The sequence below is a fragment of the Sphaerospermopsis torques-reginae ITEP-024 genome (assembly GCF_019598945.1).
GTDB lineage: Bacteria > Cyanobacteriota > Cyanobacteriia > Cyanobacteriales > Nostocaceae > Sphaerospermopsis.
The window spans coordinates 2,878,249-2,900,262 of the sequence record NZ_CP080598.1 but is presented as its reverse complement, the minus strand read 5'-3'; the positions used below and the strand labels follow the sequence as shown (position 1 = coordinate 2,900,262).

The 22,014-nt window shown below is 35.9% G+C and carries 17 protein-coding genes and 1 CRISPR repeat array; of the genes, 10 read left to right on the top strand and 7 right to left on the bottom strand.

Going from position 1 to position 22,014, the window contains the following annotated elements; genetic code table 11:
• Positions 1-5: 5 nt before the first annotated feature.
• From csm2 to csx2, 6 genes are read left to right on the top strand one after another with little or no spacing between them, the layout of a single operon-like run.
• Positions 6-554: a type III-A CRISPR-associated protein Csm2 gene (gene csm2 / locus K2F26_RS13525; protein WP_220608246.1), complete on the top strand. Its 549-nt coding sequence runs from the start codon at positions 6-8 to the stop codon at positions 552-554.
• A 24-nt stretch (positions 555-578) separates the two neighbouring features.
• Positions 579-1,559, top strand: a complete 981-nt coding sequence (gene csm3, locus K2F26_RS13520; RefSeq protein ID WP_220608245.1) for a type III-A CRISPR-associated RAMP protein Csm3 — start codon at positions 579-581, stop codon at positions 1,557-1,559.
• Between the two features lie 2 nt (positions 1,560-1,561).
• The gene (csm4, locus tag K2F26_RS13515) at positions 1,562-2,650 is read left to right on the top strand and encodes a type III-A CRISPR-associated RAMP protein Csm4 (protein WP_220608244.1); all 1,089 of its coding nucleotides are present in this window, start codon (positions 1,562-1,564) and stop codon (positions 2,648-2,650) included.
• A complete protein-coding gene (csm5, locus tag K2F26_RS13510; protein ID WP_220608243.1) occupies positions 2,634-3,917 on the top strand; it encodes a type III-A CRISPR-associated RAMP protein Csm5 in 1,284 nt (427 codons plus the stop codon). The genes csm4 and csm5 overlap by 17 nt, the downstream gene beginning before the upstream one ends.
• Positions 3,918-3,946: 29 nt before the next feature.
• Positions 3,947-4,714, top strand: a complete 768-nt coding sequence (cas6, locus tag K2F26_RS13505; RefSeq protein WP_220608242.1) for a CRISPR system precrRNA processing endoribonuclease RAMP protein Cas6 — start codon at positions 3,947-3,949, stop codon at positions 4,712-4,714.
• 18 nt (positions 4,715-4,732) lie between these two features.
• The gene (gene csx2 / locus K2F26_RS13500; protein WP_220608241.1) at positions 4,733-5,953 is read left to right on the top strand and encodes a TIGR02221 family CRISPR-associated protein; all 1,221 of its coding nucleotides are present in this window, start codon (positions 4,733-4,735) and stop codon (positions 5,951-5,953) included.
• 227 nt (positions 5,954-6,180) lie between these two features.
• Here csx2 and bchE read toward each other — a convergent pair whose 3' ends face one another.
• Positions 6,181-7,845 carry a magnesium-protoporphyrin IX monomethyl ester anaerobic oxidative cyclase gene (bchE, locus tag K2F26_RS13495; RefSeq protein WP_246605355.1) on the bottom strand — a complete coding sequence of 555 codons (1,665 nt, stop codon included), beginning with the start codon at positions 7,843-7,845 and terminating at the stop codon, positions 6,181-6,183.
• A gap of 706 nt (positions 7,846-8,551) precedes the next feature.
• Positions 8,552-9,219: a CRISPR direct-repeat array (repeat unit 37 nt; unit sequence GTTTCCATCCCCTTGCGGGGAATTGGTTATGAAAAAC).
• Positions 9,220-9,694: 475 nt separating this feature from the next.
• Between bchE and cas6 (K2F26_RS13490) the strand changes: the two genes are divergently transcribed.
• Positions 9,695-10,837 carry a CRISPR-associated endoribonuclease Cas6 gene (gene cas6 / locus K2F26_RS13490; RefSeq protein WP_220608240.1) on the top strand — a complete coding sequence of 381 codons (1,143 nt, stop codon included), beginning with the start codon at positions 9,695-9,697 and terminating at the stop codon, positions 10,835-10,837.
• Positions 10,838-11,066: 229 nt separating this feature from the next.
• Here cas6 (K2F26_RS13490) and K2F26_RS13485 read toward each other — a convergent pair whose 3' ends face one another.
• Positions 11,067-12,482, bottom strand: a complete 1,416-nt coding sequence (locus K2F26_RS13485) for an aromatic ring-hydroxylating dioxygenase subunit alpha (RefSeq protein WP_220608239.1) — start codon at positions 12,480-12,482, stop codon at positions 11,067-11,069.
• A gap of 306 nt (positions 12,483-12,788) precedes the next feature.
• Between K2F26_RS13485 and K2F26_RS13480 the strand changes: the two genes are divergently transcribed.
• Positions 12,789-13,544, top strand: coding sequence for a PAP/fibrillin family protein (locus K2F26_RS13480; protein ID WP_220608238.1), 756 nt, complete (start codon positions 12,789-12,791; stop codon positions 13,542-13,544).
• A 301-nt stretch (positions 13,545-13,845) separates the two neighbouring features.
• Here K2F26_RS13480 and K2F26_RS13475 read toward each other — a convergent pair whose 3' ends face one another.
• The 3 genes from K2F26_RS13475 to K2F26_RS13465 form a co-directional block, all read right to left on the bottom strand.
• Complete coding sequence (locus tag K2F26_RS13475; protein ID WP_220608237.1) at positions 13,846-15,192, bottom strand: GTP-binding protein; 1,347 nt, start codon at positions 15,190-15,192, stop codon at positions 13,846-13,848.
• A 77-nt stretch (positions 15,193-15,269) separates the two neighbouring features.
• The gene (locus K2F26_RS13470; protein WP_194053375.1) at positions 15,270-15,602 is read right to left on the bottom strand and encodes a hypothetical protein; all 333 of its coding nucleotides are present in this window, start codon (positions 15,600-15,602) and stop codon (positions 15,270-15,272) included.
• Positions 15,603-15,769: 167 nt separating this feature from the next.
• The gene (locus K2F26_RS13465; protein ID WP_220608236.1) at positions 15,770-16,774 is read right to left on the bottom strand and encodes a metal ABC transporter substrate-binding protein; all 1,005 of its coding nucleotides are present in this window, start codon (positions 16,772-16,774) and stop codon (positions 15,770-15,772) included.
• Positions 16,775-16,864: 90 nt separating this feature from the next.
• Here K2F26_RS13465 and K2F26_RS13460 point away from each other — a divergent pair, with 90 nt between their 5' ends.
• Together K2F26_RS13460 and K2F26_RS13455 are read left to right on the top strand one after the other, a co-directional pair.
• Positions 16,865-17,692, top strand: a complete 828-nt coding sequence (locus K2F26_RS13460) for a metal ABC transporter ATP-binding protein (protein WP_220608235.1) — start codon at positions 16,865-16,867, stop codon at positions 17,690-17,692.
• Positions 17,693-17,906: 214 nt separating this feature from the next.
• A complete protein-coding gene (locus tag K2F26_RS13455) occupies positions 17,907-18,749 on the top strand; it encodes a metal ABC transporter permease (RefSeq protein WP_220608234.1) in 843 nt (280 codons plus the stop codon).
• A 46-nt stretch (positions 18,750-18,795) separates the two neighbouring features.
• On the opposite strand, the gene K2F26_RS13450 is transcribed toward K2F26_RS13455, so the two are convergent.
• Together K2F26_RS13450 and K2F26_RS13445 are read right to left on the bottom strand one after the other, a co-directional pair.
• Complete coding sequence (locus K2F26_RS13450) at positions 18,796-19,938, bottom strand: IS4 family transposase (protein ID WP_220611721.1); 1,143 nt, start codon at positions 19,936-19,938, stop codon at positions 18,796-18,798.
• A gap of 1,071 nt (positions 19,939-21,009) precedes the next feature.
• A complete protein-coding gene (locus tag K2F26_RS13445; RefSeq protein WP_220608233.1) occupies positions 21,010-21,606 on the bottom strand; it encodes an exopolysaccharide biosynthesis protein in 597 nt (198 codons plus the stop codon).
• Positions 21,607-22,014 lie beyond the last annotated feature (408 nt).

Genomic DNA, 22,014 nt, shown 5'->3' with positions numbered 1-22,014 from the left:
TAATTATGAATAGTCCCAATAGGCCACAACCTCCTACCAGAAATTCAGGACAAATTGTTAACCAATCAAATCAAACATCTCAGTCTAATTCTCGTAATAATCGTGAAACTACGACTAACATTGTTCAAGAAATTAAGGATTGTATTCAGCAAAGTAATTATCTGAAAGATTATCCTATTCGTACTTTGGTAACACAAGCTAATTTTTTAGGATATCATTTGAAAGAACAAAAACTAGAAACTAATCAAATCCGTAAGTTTTTAGATGCTATCAACCAAATAAAATATATTTTGGCATTAGATGATGAAAAAATAAAAAATGCCAAAACGGAAGAAGAACAAGAAAAGTTAAGATTTAACAAAATCGAAACAGAAATTGTTTTATTAAAGCCCAAATTAGCTTATGCAGCAGCTAGACAAAAAGCCGTAAAACCTTTAAATGAGGTGATGATAGTTGCTATTGATAGAGTAAAAACGACTCAAGATTTTTACCGTCTTGTTCAGTTTATAGAATCAATAATTGCATATCACAAAGAAGCAGATAGTAGAAGATAATTAGGAGATAATTAGGAGATAATCATGACAGTATCTTATGTACAAACTCCCTTGTTAGGAAAAGTAACTCTCAGTTGTCAATTAACAGCACAAACAGGTTTACATATTGGTGGTGGTGGTGAAAATTTAGATATTGGGGGATTGGATAAACCAGTAATTCGTGATCCTTTAACTAAATATCCCTATTTACCAGGTTCATCAATTAAAGGTAAATTAAGAGCAACATTAGAACGGTTATTAAATAAACCTTTAAACCGTCCTGGTAGTCGTGATACTTTACGCTATGAAAGTGATGATTTAGTTGATGGTTTTACCGAAATCGGAGGTCATTTTATCCGTTATGAAGGTGCGAGAACTTGCCAAATAAGTCGTTTATTTGGTTCTACAGGTGGTTCTAACTTTTGGATGGAAGTAGAAACTGCGAAAAAGGAAGGTTTGTTTTCTGATAAAAGTCCTACTAAAACAATTCAACATGAAAATAAAAATTACAACTGTGTAAAAATTTCTAGTGGTAGAAATGCACCGAGTCGTTTAATTGTTAGAGATAGTCATTTACATCCAGATTCCGCAGCACAATTAAAACAAGTGGATACTGGTTTGTTTATGACAGAATGGAAATTTGAAAATAATATTGACAGAGTAACAGCAGCAGCAAACCCCCGACAATTAGAAAGAGTTCCTGCGGGTTCAAAGTTTGATTTTGAGCTAATTTACACGGTAGAAAATGCTGAACAAGCAGTGAAAGATTTAGAAAATATAGCGATCGCACTCGCATTTTTAGAAGATGACGCATTAGGTGGAAATGGTTCAAGAGGATATGGAAAAGTAAGATTTGAGAACTTCCTATTTACTTATCGCAGTTTAGAACAATATCGCCAAATGACACAAACACCAGGAGGAACTTCAGCAATACAATCATTAGATCCTATTGCTAATACCGAAGCACTTTTAGAGAACTTCAGAAATTTGCGCGAGTACATCCAGCGATTATTACCAGGGAATTAATCATGAGTGTTTGGAAATTAGTTAAACTCAATTTTGTTAACAATCCCGCGCATTTTGGGGAACTAGGAATAGGAATGGAAGAAACGAGCGATCGCATCCGTTCTGATAGTTTATTTAGTGCTTGGGTTAGCAACTATGCGCGGATGTTTGGGAAAGATGCAGTAGAGGAATTATTGCAACTATTTCCCACTGCAAAAAATCCTGAACTAATTCCACCATTCCGCATTAGTTCAACCTTTATCTATCGAGAAGTGGGGAAAGATAAAAGTAAAAATACTCAAAATACTATTTACTATCTTCCCCGTCCTCTAAAGTTTCCTATCAACTATCCAGATGATGATTTAGCCTTTTTTAAAACCTATAAAAAGCTAAATTATTTACCTTTAGAAATTTGGCAAAGATGGTATCAAGGAAAAGGTTTTACAGAGGAAGATAAAAAAGAATTAGAAAATCACCGTGAAGATAAACCAGAAGGAAAACTAGCAGCAGCGGAAACATTTAATTACAAAAAAGCTTGTAAAACTCATCAACTCCCAAAAATAGCCATAGATAGAGTTACCACAGCAACCAACCTTTATCATACAGGTTTTGTGCAATTTGCTAGTGATACCGCAGGTTTATATTTTCTCTTAGAACTTTCTCCACAATGTGAAAAATTAGCCAATAAACTCCAAGCAGCTTTACATCTTTTAGGAGAAGAAGGAATAGGAGGAGAACGTTCTAGCGGTGCGGGAAGATTCACAGCTAAATGGTTAGACTTACCAGAAATTTGGCAAAAAGTTGTTAGTTTTAAAGGTGGTAAATTTCACACTTTAATTAGCTTATTTTGGGATTCTAACCTACAACCAAACTTTCTGGAAAATTCCAGTTATGAAATACAAGAAAGAGGAGGATGGATAGTAGAAAGCCAAATTCGTCGTCAAATGGTAAGAATGTTTACTGAAGGTTCTGTATTTAATTCCTCACGTACTGGAAAACTGGTAAATGTGACACCAACAGAATTTAAAAAACATCAAATTTATCGTAGTGGAATTAGTTTAACTCTACCAATTAATACAAAAGAGGAAAAAGATAATGACAATTGTGGATGAATTAGCATTAAAAAAACCGGACTTGTATGAAACCAGAAAAATACAGTTAACCAGTCCTATTTTACATATTGGTTCATCTGTATCTAGATTAAATCCCTTTGAATATGTACAGACAGCAAAGAAAGTTTATCTTCCTAACCAAGAAGCATTAGCTAAAGGTTTATTAAAAAAAGGAGGAAGATTTTTAAATGATTATATTCAAGCAATTGAAAATAATGAAAATATTACCAAACTGTTAGAACAAGCATTTGGTAATAAATGGTGGACAGCAACAGACAGCAATGAAAATCCTATCTTTCCTGAAAGTGCAATTAGTCACAAATTAGCGGAAAGAGTTACAGATTTACGTCCCATGATTCGTAATGGTATGGGGTATTTATTTATTCCTGGTTCATCTATCAAAGGATCAATAAAAACAGCCATATTTTATCATTTATTAAAACATCCAGATAAATATCAAGTTCCCAAAAATAGCAGAGTAAGTGAAATTGAAAAACAACTTAAAGCAAGATTAGGAGAATTAAGCAGTAAACGTAGTCAAACATTTGCTGATGATCAATTTATAGATAGTTTATTTTCTGATTTTTCCTTAATTTATCAAGGTAAAACATTTAGTGGTAAGAGTCAAAATACAGATATTTTACGTTGTTTAAAAGTTAGTGATTCCGAATCATTAATTAAAACCGAAGTTCCTGGAAAAACAGGTCAACCAATTCCCAAGAATGTTCCAGTAGTGGTAGAAGTGATAGTTTCTAGTAGATTTGATGACTATCGAGCGAAATATAAAGCTTCTCTTTATGTGGAAATGGTGCGGAATGTGAAAACCGAATTTACTATTACATTAGATCAACAAATGTTGACTTGGTTTAAACATAAACAAGGAATGAAACTACCATTTAATAACATTGATGAATTATTAGAAATATGTCAAGAATTTGCACAAGAACAATGGGATTATGAACATGATTACTGGAATACAATAGAAAATAACCCCAAAGCATCTGGTAAAAACTTAGATTTTAGTAATATTGGTGATTTTTACGAACCAGAAAAATGTCCTTATGGAATGCGGTTAGGTTGGGGTAGTGGGATGACAGGAACAACAGTAGGGTTATGTTTTGATGATGAGTTGAGAGAAAAATTAAGAGATATTTGTGGGTTAAAAGCACCTGGTTTTGAAGCACCAAAATCTCGGAGAACTATTATAAGTTCTGATGGAGAGATTAAATTTGTACCAGGGTGGGTGAAGTTTAAGAGTTTATCATAAAAATCATAGAATAATACTTTATAATCACAATGCTAATCAATTCTACATTTACCTTAACCGTACCCACATCCACAATTTTACCCCGTCCTTATGGGTTAGAACTGATTAAACAAATACATCAAAAACTGAATCTAGAAATAGGATCGGAAATCATACCTTCAGTTTCCTACTCAGGAATAACAGGATATTATTTAACATCCAGAGATTTTATCACCTTCCATCCAGAAGAATTTTATCAATTATCCCTATCTGGATTAAATGAAACATCTGCTAAGGCAATTTCTCATCTGGATTTTGGCGATTCATTAGAATTTTTAGGAGCAAAGTTTAACATTATTAATCGAGAAGATGAAATCACTAGCTATGAGGAATTATATACAAAATTAGTGGGAAATGAACCCGAACCAATTAGAAGTTATCACTTACAATTTATCACACCTACAGCTTTTGCTCAAGGTAATTCAAAATTGTGCTTACCTGTGCCGACATTAATGTTTTCTAGTTGGTTAGAAAGATGGAATAATTTTGCACCTGTTTATTTAGGAGGTGATGAATTGATTGCTTATCTTAATAATGCAATTTTACTTAAACATCACAGAATTAAAACACAAAGTTTTCAAATCAGTAAAGGTTTTGTAAATGGGTTTGTGGGTGATGTGAGGTTACAGGTTTTCCAACGTGCTGATCCTTTATTAGCAAATGTGGCTAATTTATTAGTTCAATATGCGCGGTTTGCTGGTACGGGAATTAAGACACGGTTGGGAATGGGACGGACGATAGTTAAAGAGTCTAATTAGTAAAATCAGGAGATCATCATGAGAAGAATTATTACTTTTTTGGGTATTCAAGCAAAGAAAACTACATATAGTTTTGAAGGTGTAAATTATGATGGAGAAGTATTTGCAGAAGCATTGCATAAATTTTGTGAATATGATTCTATGTTAGTTTGTGTTACATCTGAAGCTAGAAAAAAGAATTTTCCAATTTTAGAAAATCTCCAAGATAAACGAATAGAAGCTGTGGATATACCCAACGGCGAAAATACTGAGCAAATGTGGGAAACATTTAAAAAAATTACTGAAAAAGTAAATAACAATGATGATGTAATATTTGATATTACTCATGGTTTACGTTCTTTACCATTTTTGGTATTTTTATTTGCGGCATATCTTAAAGCAGCCAAAAATGTGAAAATCTCTGGTATTTATTATGGAGCATGGGAATTAGGATTTTCTAATAATGGTATAGCTCCAGTTATTGATTTATCAGAGTTTATTTCTATGCTTGATTGGTTAACAGCAACAGACCAATTTATCAAAACAGGAAATGGTCAATCTTTAGCTAATTTATTGCTTAATGGTAATACTGCATCACAAGAACTAGCATCAGGTGTAAATGGAATTTCTCAAGGGTTACAGCTTTTGCGTCCAATGGATGTATTAGAAAAATCCGCACTATTACCTGAACTTATAGCTAAAACTGCACCAACAGTATCCCAATCTGAATTACCATTTCTTACTTTATTAAGTCGAGTAGAAAAAGATTATGGCAAATTTGGCTTAGTCAACCCAACTGATTATACTATTAGTCCTCAATCTTGTCTATTAAGACAATTAGAAATGGTAGAATGGTATGTACAAAAAGGTCAAATAGTCCAAGCTTTATCTATAGCAAGAGAATGGATACCTTCATTGTTATGCTATTATTTTAAATTAGATCCTTTAGATATAAAAAATAGGGATGAGATGGAATTTTTACTAAAGAAAGGAGGAAAAATTAAGGATGAAAATAATAATATAATTCATCAATCACCATATTTTGATGAGTGGAATAACATTCCTAAAACTAAAAAGAAGCTTGTAAATAAATTATGGAGTGGAGAACTAAATTTAACAAATTTGCGTAATGATGTATTACACGCAGGCTTCCGTAAAGATCCTAAAAATGCGGAAGATATTATTGATAAAATCAAACAAATAGTTGAAGAACTTAGGAATATTGCACAGGTTTGGGATTTAAAAGACGAAGCAGAATAGGTAAACGTACAATACTTTTCGGTGTTTTGAGCTTAACCGAAAAGTATTGTATCCCGACTGGGAATGAATTCCCAGTCTCATAGCTAAAGTCATCTAAAGATGACTAAAAATACTCAAACATCTTTAGTTTACTTTAGTAAACTTTAGCTATTAGCCCGGAAATTCATTTCTGGGCGGGTAAGGAAGAGGTTGACAAACTCACGTTAACACCAAATTTCAATACTCCCTTAAACCTGCTCAGACTCTACAAACTCCGGCAGATCATTAGGAGCGCCACAAGCAGAAATATTACTGGAAAATTTCACCTCAGACTCTACAAACTCTGGCAGATCATTAGGAGCGCCACAAGCAGAAATATTACCCGTAAAATTCACATCCGCCATTAACTCTGGATGTTCTTGTTTACGTTGTGCAATTTGTTCACGGGTGAGAATCTTCGACTCGTCAAAACCTAACTCAATTTCTGTGTTTAAACCTTTGTATTTCACCCGTGTTAAATTGTAAAATCTCTTGTTGAGGGTGGTTGTCACAAAAGCCTTCAAACAACCTAAAAGATACTTACGTTTAAAAGCATCCTTCTCAAACCAATACTCAAAACTTTTGCGGAGGTAAAACCGGGCATAATTTCGCAGCACTCCTTTTAATACATCTTCCCTTTCCATTGCGTCGGGTTTCATAATCGGAGTCACAAAGTTATATTGAGAATAATCTCTCACTTCTACGCGATCGCCCAAATCTTGAAATAACTCTGAAAATGGCCAAGGAGTAAACATATTCCAGTTTACCATGTCCGCTTTCCAATCCAAAGCCATTTTATAGGTTTCCTCAATTGTTTCTGGGGTTTCATTTTCCAAACCCATAATAAATTGAGCTTCCGCAAGCATACCATTTTGTTTTAACAATTGAATTGCCCGTTTATTTTGTTCAATTGTGGTTTCTTTACGGAACAAATTCAATTTTAATTGTGCTGCTGCTTCTGTTCCCAAGGAAACATGAACTAACCCAGCTTTGCGGTACAATGGTAAATCATGTTCATCCCGCAATATATCTGTAACTCTGGTATTTATTCCCCAATGTACACCCAAATTTCTTTCTATCAACTCGTTACACAAAGCGATAAATTTGGGTTTATTAATTGTTGGTTCTTCATCTGCTAAAATGAAAAATCCCACCTGATGTTTTTTGACCAAAATTTCAATTTGATCAACAAATTGTTTCGGACTGCTAGAACGATATTTGCGCCAAAATGCCCACTGGGAACAAAACCGACAAGTAAAAGGACAACCTCTAGCATAATTAGGAACAGCTACCCGCACATTTAGCGGAGTATAGATATATTTACTCCAATCTAATAAATCCCAATCTGGGGTGAGAGTATCTAAATCAGCAATCGGCGGATGGGCTGGTGTAGCGACAACTTGCCCATTTTCTAAGAAGGCAATACCTAAGATATTACGACGTTCTGCTTCATCTTTTCCGCGAGCGATCGCACTGATTAAATTAACAGTAATTTCTTCCCCTTCTCCCCTAATAATATAATCTACCCAAGGGGCTTCATTGAGAACTTCACTGTACATATAGGTAGGATGAATCCCACCCATAATTGTCTTGGCTTGGGGGCAAACTTGTTTAACTATTTGTAGGGTTTTTTCCGATTGATAAATCATCGGTGTAATTGCTGTGGCCAAAACAATATCTGGCTGATGCTTTTTGATGATTTCTGCTAAAGCATCATCAGCAATATAATCAGTCATAGCATCAACAAAACGAATGTCGGTAAAGCCAGCAGTTTTCAACGCCCCACCCACATAGGGAACCCAACTAGGTGGCCAATTTCCCGCAATTTCCGCACCACCAGAATGATAATTGGGTTGAATCATCAGAATTCGCATAATCTAACTCCTAACTCTTACCAGAAAAGTCAACAATGGAAAATATCCCACTTTTAACTATGTTGCTTCTTCTAGAAAATTTAAAAGGGAGAAAAATTTCTGGATAAATTATTACTAATTGCAATCAATTAAATATGCAAAAAAATTACCAGTTAAATTACTGGATAAAAGTTGTACTTAGGGTTTGCTGAAAAAGTTATCTGTGAGGGGTAGGAGTTCAAGGAGTCAGGAGTTCAAGGAGTTCAAGGAGTTTTTTTGATTTGGAAATTGTGCAAACACTAACAAAGTGCAAGCTTTCTTAGGTTCACAGTGCCTAAAGCCTGGCACAATTTTAATTTTCATCATCCTCAATCCCTTGATTTATCCAGGTTTTACATTTATTCAGCATCCCCTACTTACTCGATTTTTATCTTGTAAATTACTGGTTAAATTAATTTACTTCTATTACTTTATAGCTATGCAGCCTTAACTTTAAAAAAGTTCTGAAAAACTTAATCTTTGGGTTTTAATTATTGTTGCAATATCTGTTTCAATACTTGTCGGTTAAGCACAAAAAAATAAAATCGCGTAGGTTGGGTTGAGGAACGAAACCCAACATTGATAAGGGTTTGTTGGGTTTCACTTTGTTCAACCCAACCTACGAAAATCTTAATCTTTGGGCGTTAATTATCTTTGCAATATCTGTTTCAATTTGATTCATTTAAACGTTTCAATCCCCTTGCGGGGAATTGGTTATGAAAAACTGGTTCATCAACATCAAATGTGCCGATGGAACATTCGAGCCTCAAGACGTTTCCATCCCCTTGCGGGGAATTGGTTATGAAAAACTGGAAACAGTGACTTATGTATCCAAACTAAAATGTTTCCATCCCCTTGCGGGGAATTGGTTATGAAAAACGCTTTTGATGTAACAGGTTAATTAGGCGATCGCCGACTTGTTTCCATCCCCTTGCGGGGAATTGGTTATGAAAAACTACATCCATATTTACCTTATTTTTGAAGCCCGATTAATTGTTTCCATCCCCTTGCGGGGAATTGGTTATGAAAAACATTAAGCCTAAAGCTAAGAAACCATCAAAACATTACCCATATTGGTTTCCATCCCCTTGCGGGGAATTGGTTATGAAAAACCTTCCGCCGTGGAAGGCACAACGGTGGTCAACAATGCCACCTCGTTTCCATCCCCTTGCGGGGAATTGGTTATGAAAAACAATAGTATTCTTTGACCCAGCAGAAGGTCAAAGATACTGGGGTTTCCATCCCCTTGCGGGGAATTGGTTATGAAAAACGATTTTCAATGAGAATGCTATGACCTTCTACTACTCCAGCACTTCTGGGTTTCCATCCCCTTGCGGGGAATTGGTTATGAAAAACCCTATACCTACGAAACACTTGCCACAAATAGCTTTCAGAGTGCATTTGCGCCGAGCTACGGAAACTAGACTGTGACATTTCAAACAAGTATTTAATTTTCAAGGTGCTGATTGCCGTTTCCAGCCAATAAAAATAATCTAACCGAAAAACTCCAAGATGTCAAGACAAAAAACCAACATTTTCTCAAGATTACAGAATATTGCTGAATGTAAAGCTCTGTAGCTGCTTGCGCCAAACTCATCAAACTTCTTAACATTCCGTTACAATCGCTCAAATGATGAAATAGTAAGGATGTTAGTAGTTAAAATGCGATATTTTCTCAAGTTCTCAACTTTACAAAACTAAACAAAACTAAAAAGAGATATTTTCCGTAAGTCTCGACTCCCAACTCCCGACTCCCCACTCCTCACCCCATCCCCACCAGGGGACTAAAAATAGTAAAATACAGAAAATCACATCATGTAGCCTCAAAATCATGCCCAGAACAGCTACATCCAACAAACGCAAAACCCCAGCTAAAAATACCCCTCTAGTATGGGCAGATGATAGCGAATTAGTTGGCCTAGTCTTTGACCTAGAAGCAACCAATTCCACATACCTATACTCACAATACACCATTGGACTTCATGCCTGGTTTCTCGATCAAGTAAGACAAATTAACCCTACCCTGTCCGCATATCTTCATGATGGAGAGTCAGAAAAACCCTTCAACATTTCCGCTTTAGAAGGTCAACTACTTCCCGCAGGTAAACAACTACAACTGCAAGCAAACCAAACCTATCGCTGGCATCTTCACACATTTTCCCAACCAGTAGTTCAGTTTTTAAGTCAGTGGTTAACCCAACTTCCACCAACCCTAAATTTAAGAGATGCTGGCTTACAAATAAAAAAAGTTAGTATTCTCCATCCACCAACAACCTATCACCAAATACTGCAATCATCTCTAGGAAAACACACAAATATTAATCTGAGTTTTATTTCTCCTACCAGTTTTCGCCGCAAAGGACATCATTTCCCCCTTCCCGTTCCTGTTAATCTTTTTCATAGTTACCTGAGACGCTGGAACGACTTTTCAGGAATGTCCATAGAACAAGATCCCTTTTTAGAATGGATAGATGAAAACGTCATCATTCACAAATACCGCTTAGAAACAGTAAAAGTTGCAGCAGGTAAACGAGGTTCAGTCACAGGTTTTACAGGAGCGATATCTCTGGGGTTAAGTAAAACAGCATTAACCAACATAGAATTTACCCAATTATTTTATGCCTTAATTCAACTTGCTCCCTACTGTGGCACAGGACATAAAACCACCTTTGGACTCGGACAAACCCTGTTAGAATGGGTAGAACCAGAAACCAACACATCAGCAGAAATTATCAACAACCTGCTACCAGAACGCATAGAAGAACTAACAGCAATATTCACCGCAACACGCAAACGCACAGGAGGCGATCGCACCGAAAAAATAGCCACAACTTGGGCGACAATATTAGCAAGACGAGAAATGGGAGAATCATTAAAAATAATATCCCAAGATTTAGAAATACCCTACTCCACCGTCAAAACCTACGTTAAATTAGCCCGTAGAGAACTAAAACAATTGACAATTGATAATTGATAATTGACAATTTTTTAATTCAAACTTGACAGCAGTTTTCATGTATTTCAGGACTTCCGCAAAACAGTAGGGGTAATTCATGAATTACCCCTACCCAAGAAACAGTTTGTACCACACCCTTCTTCTTCTCTTACTTTCTTCCTTTGCGCCTTTGCGTCTTTGCGTGAGATTTAAAAATGTGATTCACTTATCCAAAAACCCCCAATTGTCAATTATCAATTGTCAATTATCAATTCTTATCAGGTAAATTTCTCGGTGGTATCAACCGCCCCTGATAAAACCGTTTTTCCAACCTACCCAAACCAAACCAAACTCCCGCACCACCAACCACAACCAAAGAAAGAAAACCCATAGTCAAAATATCCTGCTGATCATAAACAAACATCAGCAAAGGAAACAACCCCCAAACCAAAACTGTGAACCCTGCAACCCCCATCCGCAACTTTTGTAAATTAGCCAAAGCACTCCGACAACTAGAACATTTTTCTGTATGGGAGTGATATCTATCTAATAAATCTTCCTTTGGTAATGGTGGTGAAAAACTTTTCCCAGGAAACGCATCAATACTATATTGATTCACCCAAGAACGCAATTGAAATACAAACAAATCTGCCTTAGTTGGCAAATAAAACGCCTTAGTAAAATTCTCACTTCCACCCCGTGCGGCTAAATATCTTTCTTGATGATGTAAGAAAATTTGATCATCTTCTAAAACTCTATTTTGTCCAATATGTGAATACCAACGGGGAGTTAACTTTAAAAATATTCCTGGTATTTTGGAAGCAAACTTAAAAGGAAAAATCGCAAATAACCGACATTCTCCTTTACGAATTGGAGTAGCATAAACAACAGTTAAAGTTCTGCCAAACTGTTTAGATGTCAAGTCATGCCACATTAAACCAGGAGCAATAAAAGTAGTATATTGTTTTCCTAAAGTACCTTTACGCGGTCCTTCTTCCCAAATTCCTTTAAATCCCCATTTTCCTGATTCTACTACTTCTAATTCCACAGGAGAAACATTAGCGCGGTTGCCGACGGTACGGTGATGGGTGTAAGGTATATGACTGGAATCTAAGACATTTTCCATTAATGTCAAAGCATCATAGGGAATATCTCGAAAAGTGTTGAGACAAACCCAACCTTCTGATTCTTGATCTAAAATATCAACAATGGGAACTTGAGTTTTAGCAGCATTTTCCGCAGTTCCCGGATAAACAAATAACATTCCTTGTTTAACAGTGGTTGGGAATGAAGTTACACAAGCACGTTGAGAAATTTCTGCTTTTCCTCCTGCGACTTGTTGGGGTATGCGATCGCATTTTCCCGTACCTGAAAAAGTCCAACCATGATAAGGACATTCTAACAATCCATCTTCATTAATTCTACCTTCAGATAGAGGCGCTAAACGGTGGGGACATTGATCTAAAAATGCTCGCCACATTTGCTCATTATTATCCCACCATAAAACAATATCTTTCTCTAGCAAAGTGAAGCGAGTAGGCTGGGTTTTGTCTAAATCTTCGACATAATGAACAGGATACCATACCTCTTGCCAATCAAAGCGATCTGGATCGAGTCCACCAGCGGGAAGTAATTCTGTGGTTATGGTTGGAGATGTGTTTGACTGGATTATACTGCTGGACATGATAGAATTAACAATGATTGTAAATAATGTTTATTACCCCAAAACAAAGATAACACAAAACAGAACGAAAGTAGTTTTTGTAGGTTGGGTTAAGCGACAGCGAAACCCAACAAATGCTTATAAATGTTGGGTTTCGTTCCTCAACCCAACCTACGTGATTTCGGTGTTATTAGTTGAATGAAAAGTATTACAATTAAGATAACAATTTTTTAATCATCCTGACAGATAGATTTCAAAAATTAGCCAATTGTCTAAAATTGTATTACTCAATTATTTTAACAAAAAAAGGAAACCTAAAGTAAAACTATGGTAGTAGACACAGAAAAATGTACAGCAGCGAAAACAGAGTTACGTCAAATATTAGCTGCTTGTGGTGGTAATACGAAAGATAAAAATGTCATTGCTGCAATTGAAAATCTCCAATCTTTTAACCCGACAACAGCACCAGCCCAAAGTGGTAGTTTAATGGATAGTGAATGGTTGTTGATCAGTGCGCCAAATTTTCCTCAAGGTGAACTATTAGCAAATGGTAAATATGCTTATACTTTGGGACGTTTGGCTTTTAATATGTTTCAACCAACAAAATTAAAATTAGTGATTGATCGCGTTTTGCAACCTGTGTTTCCCATCGAAAATGGAGATCAACGAACTCATGATATTGTGGTGGAATTTACAACTATTGATGAATCTATTCCCCAACTTTCAGGAATTGTGATCAACCAAGGAATTTGTCAAACTGTAAGTGATACATTGCTGCAAGTGCAATTTACAGGAGGAATTTTAAAACCGCAATCTACAACTAATTTAGAAGAGTGGAAAGCGGTTTTTAGTGAACAAGGTAAACCAGAAAAAAGAAGTTTAGGAGATATTTTGATGTCTGGTTTTTTAAAGTTGATGTTTGGTTTAGTTCCTCCACAAACTATGAACCCTGAAACTGGAGAAGTTTCGTTTATGATGAATCGTTCTCCTAAAGGGCGTTTAGAAATTCTTTATTTAGATGAAGAATTGCGAATTACTCGTGGAGAAAAAGGAACTGTTTTAGTTTGTGAAAGACTGGGTTAAAACAATTGACAATTGACAATTGATAATTGACAATTTTTGTTTTTTTTCCTATAAAGGAGAGGTGTGAAAACCTGAATTAAACAATTATCGGTTCTTCCGTACCTGTTATGCCAAATATGAGTTTATTTACCCCATAACCCATATAAATAAAGGGTTTCATTGTTTTTGATGCCAAATTCATATCAAATTCACCAGTGAATTAAGGTAAAATGCTTACACTATAAGGATTTCATGGGTTGACAAAATGATTTAGCATAGTAAGTACCGAAGAACCCAATTATCAATTATCAATTATCAATTATCAATTATCAATTATCAATTCTTCTCTTAAACGATACAAAATTGTATTTTTATCAACTTGGGTCAAAATCTCCTGAATGACGGTATTAGCGCCCAATTGTCCCCACGTACAGCCTTTTTCTAAATATACCTGTGCAGCTTTACCCACAGCATAAGCACCATAACCAGCAATTCCAGCTTGAGCGATCGCACTACCAGCAAAGGTAGTAATATTCAGAGGATTATCACCACTAGCGATCGCAGCGGAACTTTTACCTAAACCTAATAAAAAACTACTACCTATTTCTCCCAACAATAAACCACCAGAACTTAATAAAATCGTTCTTAATAAATTTGTCGCTTCATAGCTAGTCATCGGTAAAGAATATAATCTAGCTAAGGAACGAATTAAAGCTAAATCTGTAATTACACCACCAATAATATCTAAAAAAGCGATAGGATTTAACCCGATAGCTAAAGCTTTGTATTTTGCAAACTTCCAAATAATATCTTCTGCTTCTTGTTGCCGAAAATCAAGAGTTTTTTGGGCAATAATTTCTTCAGCTTCCCGCGCTTGAATGAGTGCATTTAAAGCTAAGAGCGATCGCCCTTCTCTATTTAATATATTCAAAATTGTTTGTTTCAATTCATCTACCTGGGGGGGTGGGGTTTCCCATTCATAACTCACATTTCCATCAGGATATTCTACTCTGACTTCCATCGGTGCAGGTTCTGCTGCAACCATAACAATTTCATCCGGTAATAATGGTTTAGCGTGCGGATGTCCTGCACCTAAAACTTGTAAACTCTGATAAATGCTTTTTCTATCTGTATCAGGATACAAATCAATTTTGTTAAATACTAAAATCAGCGGTTTTTGCGCTTGGCGTAATTGCAGTAATGCTTGATACTCTGTTCTAGTAATATCTCCTGACACCACAAACAAAATCAAATCAGCTTGCTGTGCCACATCTCGCGCCATTTGCGCCCTGGTTTCTCCTTCAATCTCATCTAAACCAGGTGTATCAATTAATTCGACAATTACCTTACCACCTGGTTTCCAACGTAGCGATCGCGGCCATTGAGTCACACCATTAAGAGGTCCAGTTTGCAGAATTTTTTCCCCCAGCAAAGAATTTAAAACCGCAGACTTACCACGACTCACTAAACCAAAGGCCGCTATTCTCACCACATTAGAGTCTAGTTTGCTGAGAGTGGTGGTTAAAACCTCTATTTCTGGTTTTACCAAACTTGCTAATTCTTGTTTAGATGATAGCTGGCCTGACTTGCGGAGATATCCATACCAAGATATCGCTTGTCTAAGACTAGCACGGGCGCGGTTTAAATGAGTTTCTTGCAGTTGAGACAAGGTGACAGCAAAAAATAAATTACATATTTATTTATATCGAAAATTTGGGCTTTGTGACTGCTGCCCTCACCTCTATTTTACCACCAAATGCGTTCACCTTTCTCATTTACTCGTGCTTGACGAATCACATCAGAAATTTCTTCCGCATCTTTAACATGATGCAAAGCTTTTTTCTCCCCATCAGCAGTTTCCACTATAAAATAAGTGGGAACTGTAATTTGATCACCTGTAATATCAGGAACATCTACAGCAACTTGTTGGGCTTTTTCTTCAATTGTTTGTGCTTCATCAGCTATTCTATCACCAGGATTAGCAGTTAAATTTCTTTCTTTAACATTTGGTTTCTCTCTAGAAAAGCTATCTTTACTTACTGGTTGATTAATTTGATCATCTTGATGATTATTAGTCATAACCCTATCCAAAATAAACAACTATTTAACAATTGACAATTGACAATGGATAATTAATTTCCAATTATCAATTATCAATTATCAATTATCAATTATCAATTATCAATTATCAATTTTGAAAGTGGTTCTTTCTGGAGAGAGAGTTTGAATTTGTGTGAGTATGAAATTTAGTTTTGATTTGGAATTGGAAAAGGTGTATATTTACCTCCTAAAGCTTCAACAATAGTGCGGGTATTAGCTACCATCATTTTGATGTAAGTCTCTCCATCACTTCCTTTTTCACCAATAGAATCAGAGTAAAGTTCATTGGGTGCGAGTTTAACACCTGCTTCTTGGGCAACTGTTTTAATTAAAGCGGGATTAATTGTAGTTTCCGCAAAAATTGCCGGCACACCTATTTTTTTAACAGCATCAACTAATTGTTTTACGGTTTTGGCGCTTGGTTGTTCTTCAGTGCTAATCCCAATTAAAGTTCCCGCAATTTCCAAACCATAAGTATTAGCATAATATTGAAAAGCATCGTGGGTAGTGATCAATTTGCGTTTTTCTGGGGGAATAGTTTGAATTTGTTGTTGAATCCAATTATTTAATTGTTGTAATTCATTTGTCAATTCTTCCGCATTTTGAGTAAATTTTTCTTTGTCTTCTGGTGATAACTCAATCAATGAATCTCTAATAGCATTCACCATCAAGATAGCATTTTCCGCACTTCCCCAAACGTGAGGATCGGGAACAATTTCCCCCTTACTTTTTTCTAGTTTTAAAGGTTCAACAACTTCCCCCACTGCTAACTTTTTCGCTTTTCCTCCCGCAGCATTCATTAACTTAATAATTCCCGGTTCTAAATTGTAACCGTTATATAAAATTAAATCCGCTGTTTCCAAAACTCGACTATCTGCGGGTACAGGTTCATAAACGTGCGGATCTGCACCTGGTTGGAGAATACCAGTTAAATTTATTTCCTCTCCTCCAACTTCCTCCGCTAAATCAGCAATGATAGTGCTAGTTGCTACAACTTGCGGCTTACCATCCCCCGGTGGTTGCGACTCGGAAGAAGTACAACCAAATAAAAACAAAGGTAGAAATATTCCCAAACAAAACGGGTAAATATTGAAAGCAATCTTTGTTTTCTTAAACACAGTGCGGCAGTCTATCCCTGGTATTAGTTTCATTTATCTCAGTGATTAATTTAAATTATTGGTTTTTTCATTTTTTTCTCATTTTTATAGTAAGCTCAAAGAATAGATATTTTAAACACGGATATGCAAAATATTTCTTTTTACCAAAAATTCAATTTATTACGGAGACAGTCACAGGAAATACCTGTACAAACGAGAAAATCTATTGATATGAGTTCTCAAGCAACCATTAACATTTCTCATTTAGGAGTACATTACCGCACACAAGAAGCCTTGCGGGATGTGAACTGCATCATCAAACCAGGAAAATTAACAGGAATTTTTGGACCCAATGGTGCTGGTAAAAGCACCTTGATGAAAGCAATTTTGGGATTAGTTCCTACAAGTAGCGGTAACGTCTTGTACGAAAATAAACCTTTAAAGCAGCAACTAGAAAAAGTTGCCTACGTGCCACAAAGAAGCCAAATAGACTGGAATTATCCTGCTACAGTATGGGATGTAGTGATGATGGGGCGTGTAAAAAAAACAGGTTGGTTGCGTAGTTTCTCGGCTGTTAGTCGCCAAGTAGCAAAAGCAGCCTTAGAACGGGTAGGAATGAAAGAATACAGCGATCGCCCTATTGGAGAACTATCTGGAGGACAACAACAGAGAGTATTTTTAGCCCGTGCATTAACCCAACAAGCAGAAATTTTTTGTTTTGACGAACCCTTTGTAGGAATAGATCAAAAAACCCAAACAATAATTTTTGAAGTCTTTCAGCAACTAGCAGCAGCCAATAAAATTGTATTAGTAGTAAACCACGACTTAGGCGAATCAATCACCCATTTTGATGATTTAATTTTACTTAATTGTGAACTAATCGCCACAGGTTCACGCCAACAAGTTCTCACAGAAGAAAACCTACATCGTGCTTATGGCGGAAAAGTCATCTACTTCAGTGATGCAGCATAATAAATTATAATTCAGGAGTCAGGAGTCAGGAGTCAGGAGTCAGGAGTCAAGAGTAAAACCTGCTTGATAGTTGATTTTTGGATTAAATTTTGTACTTCATTTACCTGCAAGATACTGTAATTATTTTATCTATCTCTTCCTCTTCCTTCTCTTCCTTCTCTTCCTTCTCTTATTCCTTCGTGTACTTCGTGCCTTCGTGGTTCATTCTCAATTTATGTTAAACACACTAATTGAACCATTACAATATAGCTTCATGCAACGTTCATTAATCATCGCCATATTAGTAGGTTTATTATGTGCGATAGTTGGTAGTTACTTAATGGTACAAAGACTAGCATTACTAGGTGATGCGATCAGCCATTCCGTACTACCAGGACTGGCGATCGCCTTCATGATTGGTGCTAACATTTTTATTGGAGCTTTTATTGCTGGGATATTAAGTACCATAGCCATAGCATTTATTAAAACCCGTTCCCCCATCAAAGAAGATGCAGCAATGGGGATAGTATTTTCAGCTTTTTTTGCCCTTGGTATTACCCTAATTACAATTATTCAAAAAAGTAATAAAATCGACCTCAATCATTTTTTATTTGGTAACATCCTTGGCGTAACAGTTGACGAAGTGCGAGACACAGCTATCATTGCTGCTATAGTTTTAATCATCGTTTTTTTACTATACAAAGAACTGTTATTTTACACCTTTGATCCATTAGGCGCACAAGCCGCAGGTTTACCAGTTAATCGTTTAAACTTTGGTTTAATGTTGTTAATTTCTTTAACAATTGTCGCCAGCATGAAAGCTGTAGGAGTTATTTTAGTATTATCACTATTAATTACCCCAGGGGCAACTGCTTATTTATTAGTAAAAAGACTACATGAAGTGATGATTTTAGGGGCGGTAATTGGTGTAATTTCTAGTATTAGCGGAATGTATCTGAGCTATTTTTATAATTTACCTTCTGGTCCAGCAATTGTGTTGGTTGTTTCGGGTTTATTTGTCTTAGCTTTTTTGTTTAGTCCTAGACATGGAATTTTTCAGAAGGCAGGAAACAAGTAATACAGCATATTTCATACCAGTGAGGCTGAAGGGGAGACGAAATAAGCTACAAGACAGACTCTATAAGCCTCATAGCTCTTAGACCTTGTTGATAATTCTTACGTTTATTGCGATTTAATCTCATTAATTCCATGACCATATCCATACAAATTTCCTTGAAATTAACCCAAGTTTGACCATATAATCCAATATAAAAACTACTATGTCTCCGTTCTGTTCGACCATATTCTTTGATGCGGGAAACATATTTCTGTATTCCTTTACGTTTGATTTGTTGACCTTGAATTGTTGCGGAAGAGTAAGCAATTGCTATTAATAAAACCAGAGAAATAAAGCGTTCACCAGTTACATTAGTCTCTTCTAAATTGTAGCCTCCTTTTTTGAAATCTCTAAACATTTCTTCTATATCAAATCTCCTTTTGTATGCAGCAATAGCTAATTCCAGACTATCAAAATTGGTTAAGATAAACCACCCTTCTTTGGGTGATACTCCGTTGATTTTACGCTTCCATTTACACGCCACATTAAAACTGATGAAACCACGAGTCTTTGTTACCTTCACGCCTTTAATAAAAAACGATACGCCCGGTGCTAAACCAAGACTATTTAGCTCATAAAAAATATCTTTTTCAAATTCTACAAATTCGTTCTTTTTTAATCGCAGGCAAAAGTATACACCCAAGCTCTGAAGGTACTTAGCGAGTTTTACTGAACAAAATTCTCTATCACCTAATACACATACCTTATAGTTTTGAAAAAGTGGCATTACTTTCGCTAATAACTGTTGTTGCTCAGATATGTTACTGTTCCCTAATTTTGGCAATAATTTAAAATATATGGGAAATGCTCTTTTATCCCAAATTACACTCACCATAAATAAATTTATTCGATTCCAATTGGTTCTATCAATTGCTACATAAATTATTTTTTCCTTGGTAAAGTATATTGATAACCATTCCTGAATAATGGGAAACCAAATTTTTTCAATTGTTAGATTTGGTAATGATAAAAATCTTTGTATTCTTTTTCTTCTACTTTCAAATTTAATTGGTAACGGTACGCCATTCGCTAACCTTTCTAAATTCACATTTTTAATTGACTGTAAGATGTTCACCAAAATTTTGAGGAACAGATATTCTGCTAAACTCAATTGACTTTTTAAGTGCTTTTGATAGAATAAGGGTAACATTTTCATTCTTATTGGTCTTATTGACAATAGCTGACCTATCTTTTTTTACCATAAATCGTTACGTTCTTTATACCGTCTTGTTTTCAGCCTTGTTTGTCGCCCCGTCAGCCAGTGAGGTACAAACTCAAATCATAAAACCCTTGTGGAACAGGCATCCTGCCTGTTAACCTTGTACCTCATTTACCTCGAAACTGCTGTAAGTAGCTGGTTGCAATTAAATATAAAATGTGGGATGGGCATACTTCGACAGGCTCAGTACAAGTATTGCCCGTCAACAGGCTAGAAGCCTGTTCCACTATCTACTATATCTTCCTGCACTGCGATATAAAACCTAGACAAAGCTAGACTTTACTTTCTACTTCAACGGGAGCATGGGAGCGGTTATCCCTCTGTAGACTTTCACGCTGTAGCCCAACGCGATTGTGTTCCAATTAAGTTTCTGAAAAAGACTACCACCATCATTGCTTGGTTTTCGCGTCGGCAATAGTCTCAATTCAATACTTGATATCACCGTATTATATATCAAGTAGTTGATTTTTTCCGGAAAATATATTGATTTTTGTCAATATAAGTATAGTTTTGTCTATGAAATTGTCAACTTAGGACAAGCTCACTTCCTGTAGAGTATCACCTTTTAGCCATCTTCACAAAGGATGGGCAAAAAAGCGATCGCTCTTGTTAAATTCTTCCTGATTTGGCAGACACCCCTGGGGAAATATATAAACCTTAATTGATTAACTGCCCTCAGGTGGAACTGGGGGTTTCACTAAAATATTTTTCCATTATATACAAAAAAATATTTGCGTAACCGAAACTTTCCTGATTTACTTATGATCCCCTTGGATGCTAAAATAGTAGATGCACCTTAATTATACGATTGCCCTCAGCTTTTAGCTGGGGGTTTTATTTGAGAAATTTTTTTGAGTAAAAAAGTTGTATTAATTACTCATTTTTCTCAGATAGACGGGATGCGTAATACATCATATCATATTTTTTTTTCAATAAATATATTTTAACTCCAATTTTATAATTCCCCTAAATTGCCAAATTTAGACTAAATTTAGACTAAATTTAGACTAAATTAGGAATTAACCAAATTGCATAACCAATCATTGCGAATAAAAATGTTATTAAAATAGTCATGACATAACAAATACACATCAATAAACCATCCGATTCAATACTGGCAACAGCAAAAAGTAAAATCCCGATGGTAGGGATAGGATTGGTAAAGGGAACAGGTGACATCAATAGAACAGTTAACCAGGAAATACAAAAGCCATTAAATCGCCAAGTCAAAGCATGAGAAGCAATTTTTGTCAAGCGGGGACGGGTAATTTTTTCTAATAATGAAGTGACTCGACGCAGGTTTTGCAGGATAACTTGAGCGAAAGGGCGAGGAAATTGATAAGTAGCGATTTTTTTAGGTAGCCAAGGCGATCGCCTACCAAATAGCATCTGCAAAGACAAAAGCAAACAAGCAGCCCCAAAAGGACCAGTTAACCCTGGAGGCATGGGAAACAAAAACGGTAAAACTAATAATGCAATCACCAAGCTAAAACCCCGTTCGGAAGTTTCCGTCAGCACATCACCAAGAGTGAGAGGCTTTTCTGCTAAACGTTGCAGTAAGGATTTAATCTCTTGAGAAAATCTTAGATGTATTTTCATAGGATTTTCTAGGAAATACCACATTCAGAAGACTACACAGGTGGGAAAAAAACACCCTTTGATTGATCAATGTTTTGAGTTGATTCAGCAACCCCTATTTAATTGATCATAGCGTTTGTTGGGTTTCACTGTGTTCAACCCAACCTACAAAAACTCTGAACCGAACAGTATTGACCTCAAACTTTTGATATATCTAGGTTTTACATTATTCAGCCAACCCTATCTATTAAACATCTGGTGGTAATCAAATGTGCATAATCTGAAACCCGACAATTAATTGTCTCTACGATGATAAATTGCACCAGATGTCTATTTAATTCCACGTGACAGTTGGGGTGCGGAATGTGGGATTTAAATTGACTAACGTTTTGAGTAACGACCATCAAAAAACCGGGGTCATGCCCCGGC

Bases quoted from the DNA above. Each gene is read 5' to 3' on its own strand.
- csm2 (WP_220608246.1), top strand. From the start codon at position 6: ATGAATAGTCCCAATAGGCCACAACCTCCTACCAGAAATTCAGGACAA.
- csm3 (WP_220608245.1), top strand. From the start codon at position 579: ATGACAGTATCTTATGTACAAACTCCCTTGTTAGGAAAAGTAACTCTC.
- csm4 (WP_220608244.1), top strand. From the start codon at position 1,562: ATGAGTGTTTGGAAATTAGTTAAACTCAATTTTGTTAACAATCCCGCG.
- csm5 (WP_220608243.1), top strand. From the start codon at position 2,634: ATGACAATTGTGGATGAATTAGCATTAAAAAAACCGGACTTGTATGAA.
- cas6 (WP_220608242.1), top strand. From the start codon at position 3,947: ATGCTAATCAATTCTACATTTACCTTAACCGTACCCACATCCACAATT.
- csx2 (WP_220608241.1), top strand. From the start codon at position 4,733: ATGAGAAGAATTATTACTTTTTTGGGTATTCAAGCAAAGAAAACTACA.
- bchE (WP_246605355.1), bottom strand. From the start codon at position 7,845: ATGCGAATTCTGATGATTCAACCCAATTATCATTCTGGTGGTGCGGAA.
- cas6 (WP_220608240.1), top strand. From the start codon at position 9,695: ATGCCCAGAACAGCTACATCCAACAAACGCAAAACCCCAGCTAAAAAT.
- K2F26_RS13485 (WP_220608239.1), bottom strand. From the start codon at position 12,482: ATGTCCAGCAGTATAATCCAGTCAAACACATCTCCAACCATAACCACA.
- K2F26_RS13480 (WP_220608238.1), top strand. From the start codon at position 12,789: ATGGTAGTAGACACAGAAAAATGTACAGCAGCGAAAACAGAGTTACGT.
- K2F26_RS13470 (WP_194053375.1), bottom strand. From the start codon at position 15,602: ATGACTAATAATCATCAAGATGATCAAATTAATCAACCAGTAAGTAAA.
- K2F26_RS13465 (WP_220608236.1), bottom strand. From the start codon at position 16,774: ATGAAACTAATACCAGGGATAGACTGCCGCACTGTGTTTAAGAAAACA.
- K2F26_RS13460 (WP_220608235.1), top strand. From the start codon at position 16,865: ATGCAAAATATTTCTTTTTACCAAAAATTCAATTTATTACGGAGACAG.
- K2F26_RS13455 (WP_220608234.1), top strand. From the start codon at position 17,907: ATGTTAAACACACTAATTGAACCATTACAATATAGCTTCATGCAACGT.
- K2F26_RS13450 (WP_220611721.1), bottom strand. From the start codon at position 19,938: ATGTTACCCTTATTCTATCAAAAGCACTTAAAAAGTCAATTGAGTTTA.
- K2F26_RS13445 (WP_220608233.1), bottom strand. From the start codon at position 21,606: ATGAAAATACATCTAAGATTTTCTCAAGAGATTAAATCCTTACTGCAA.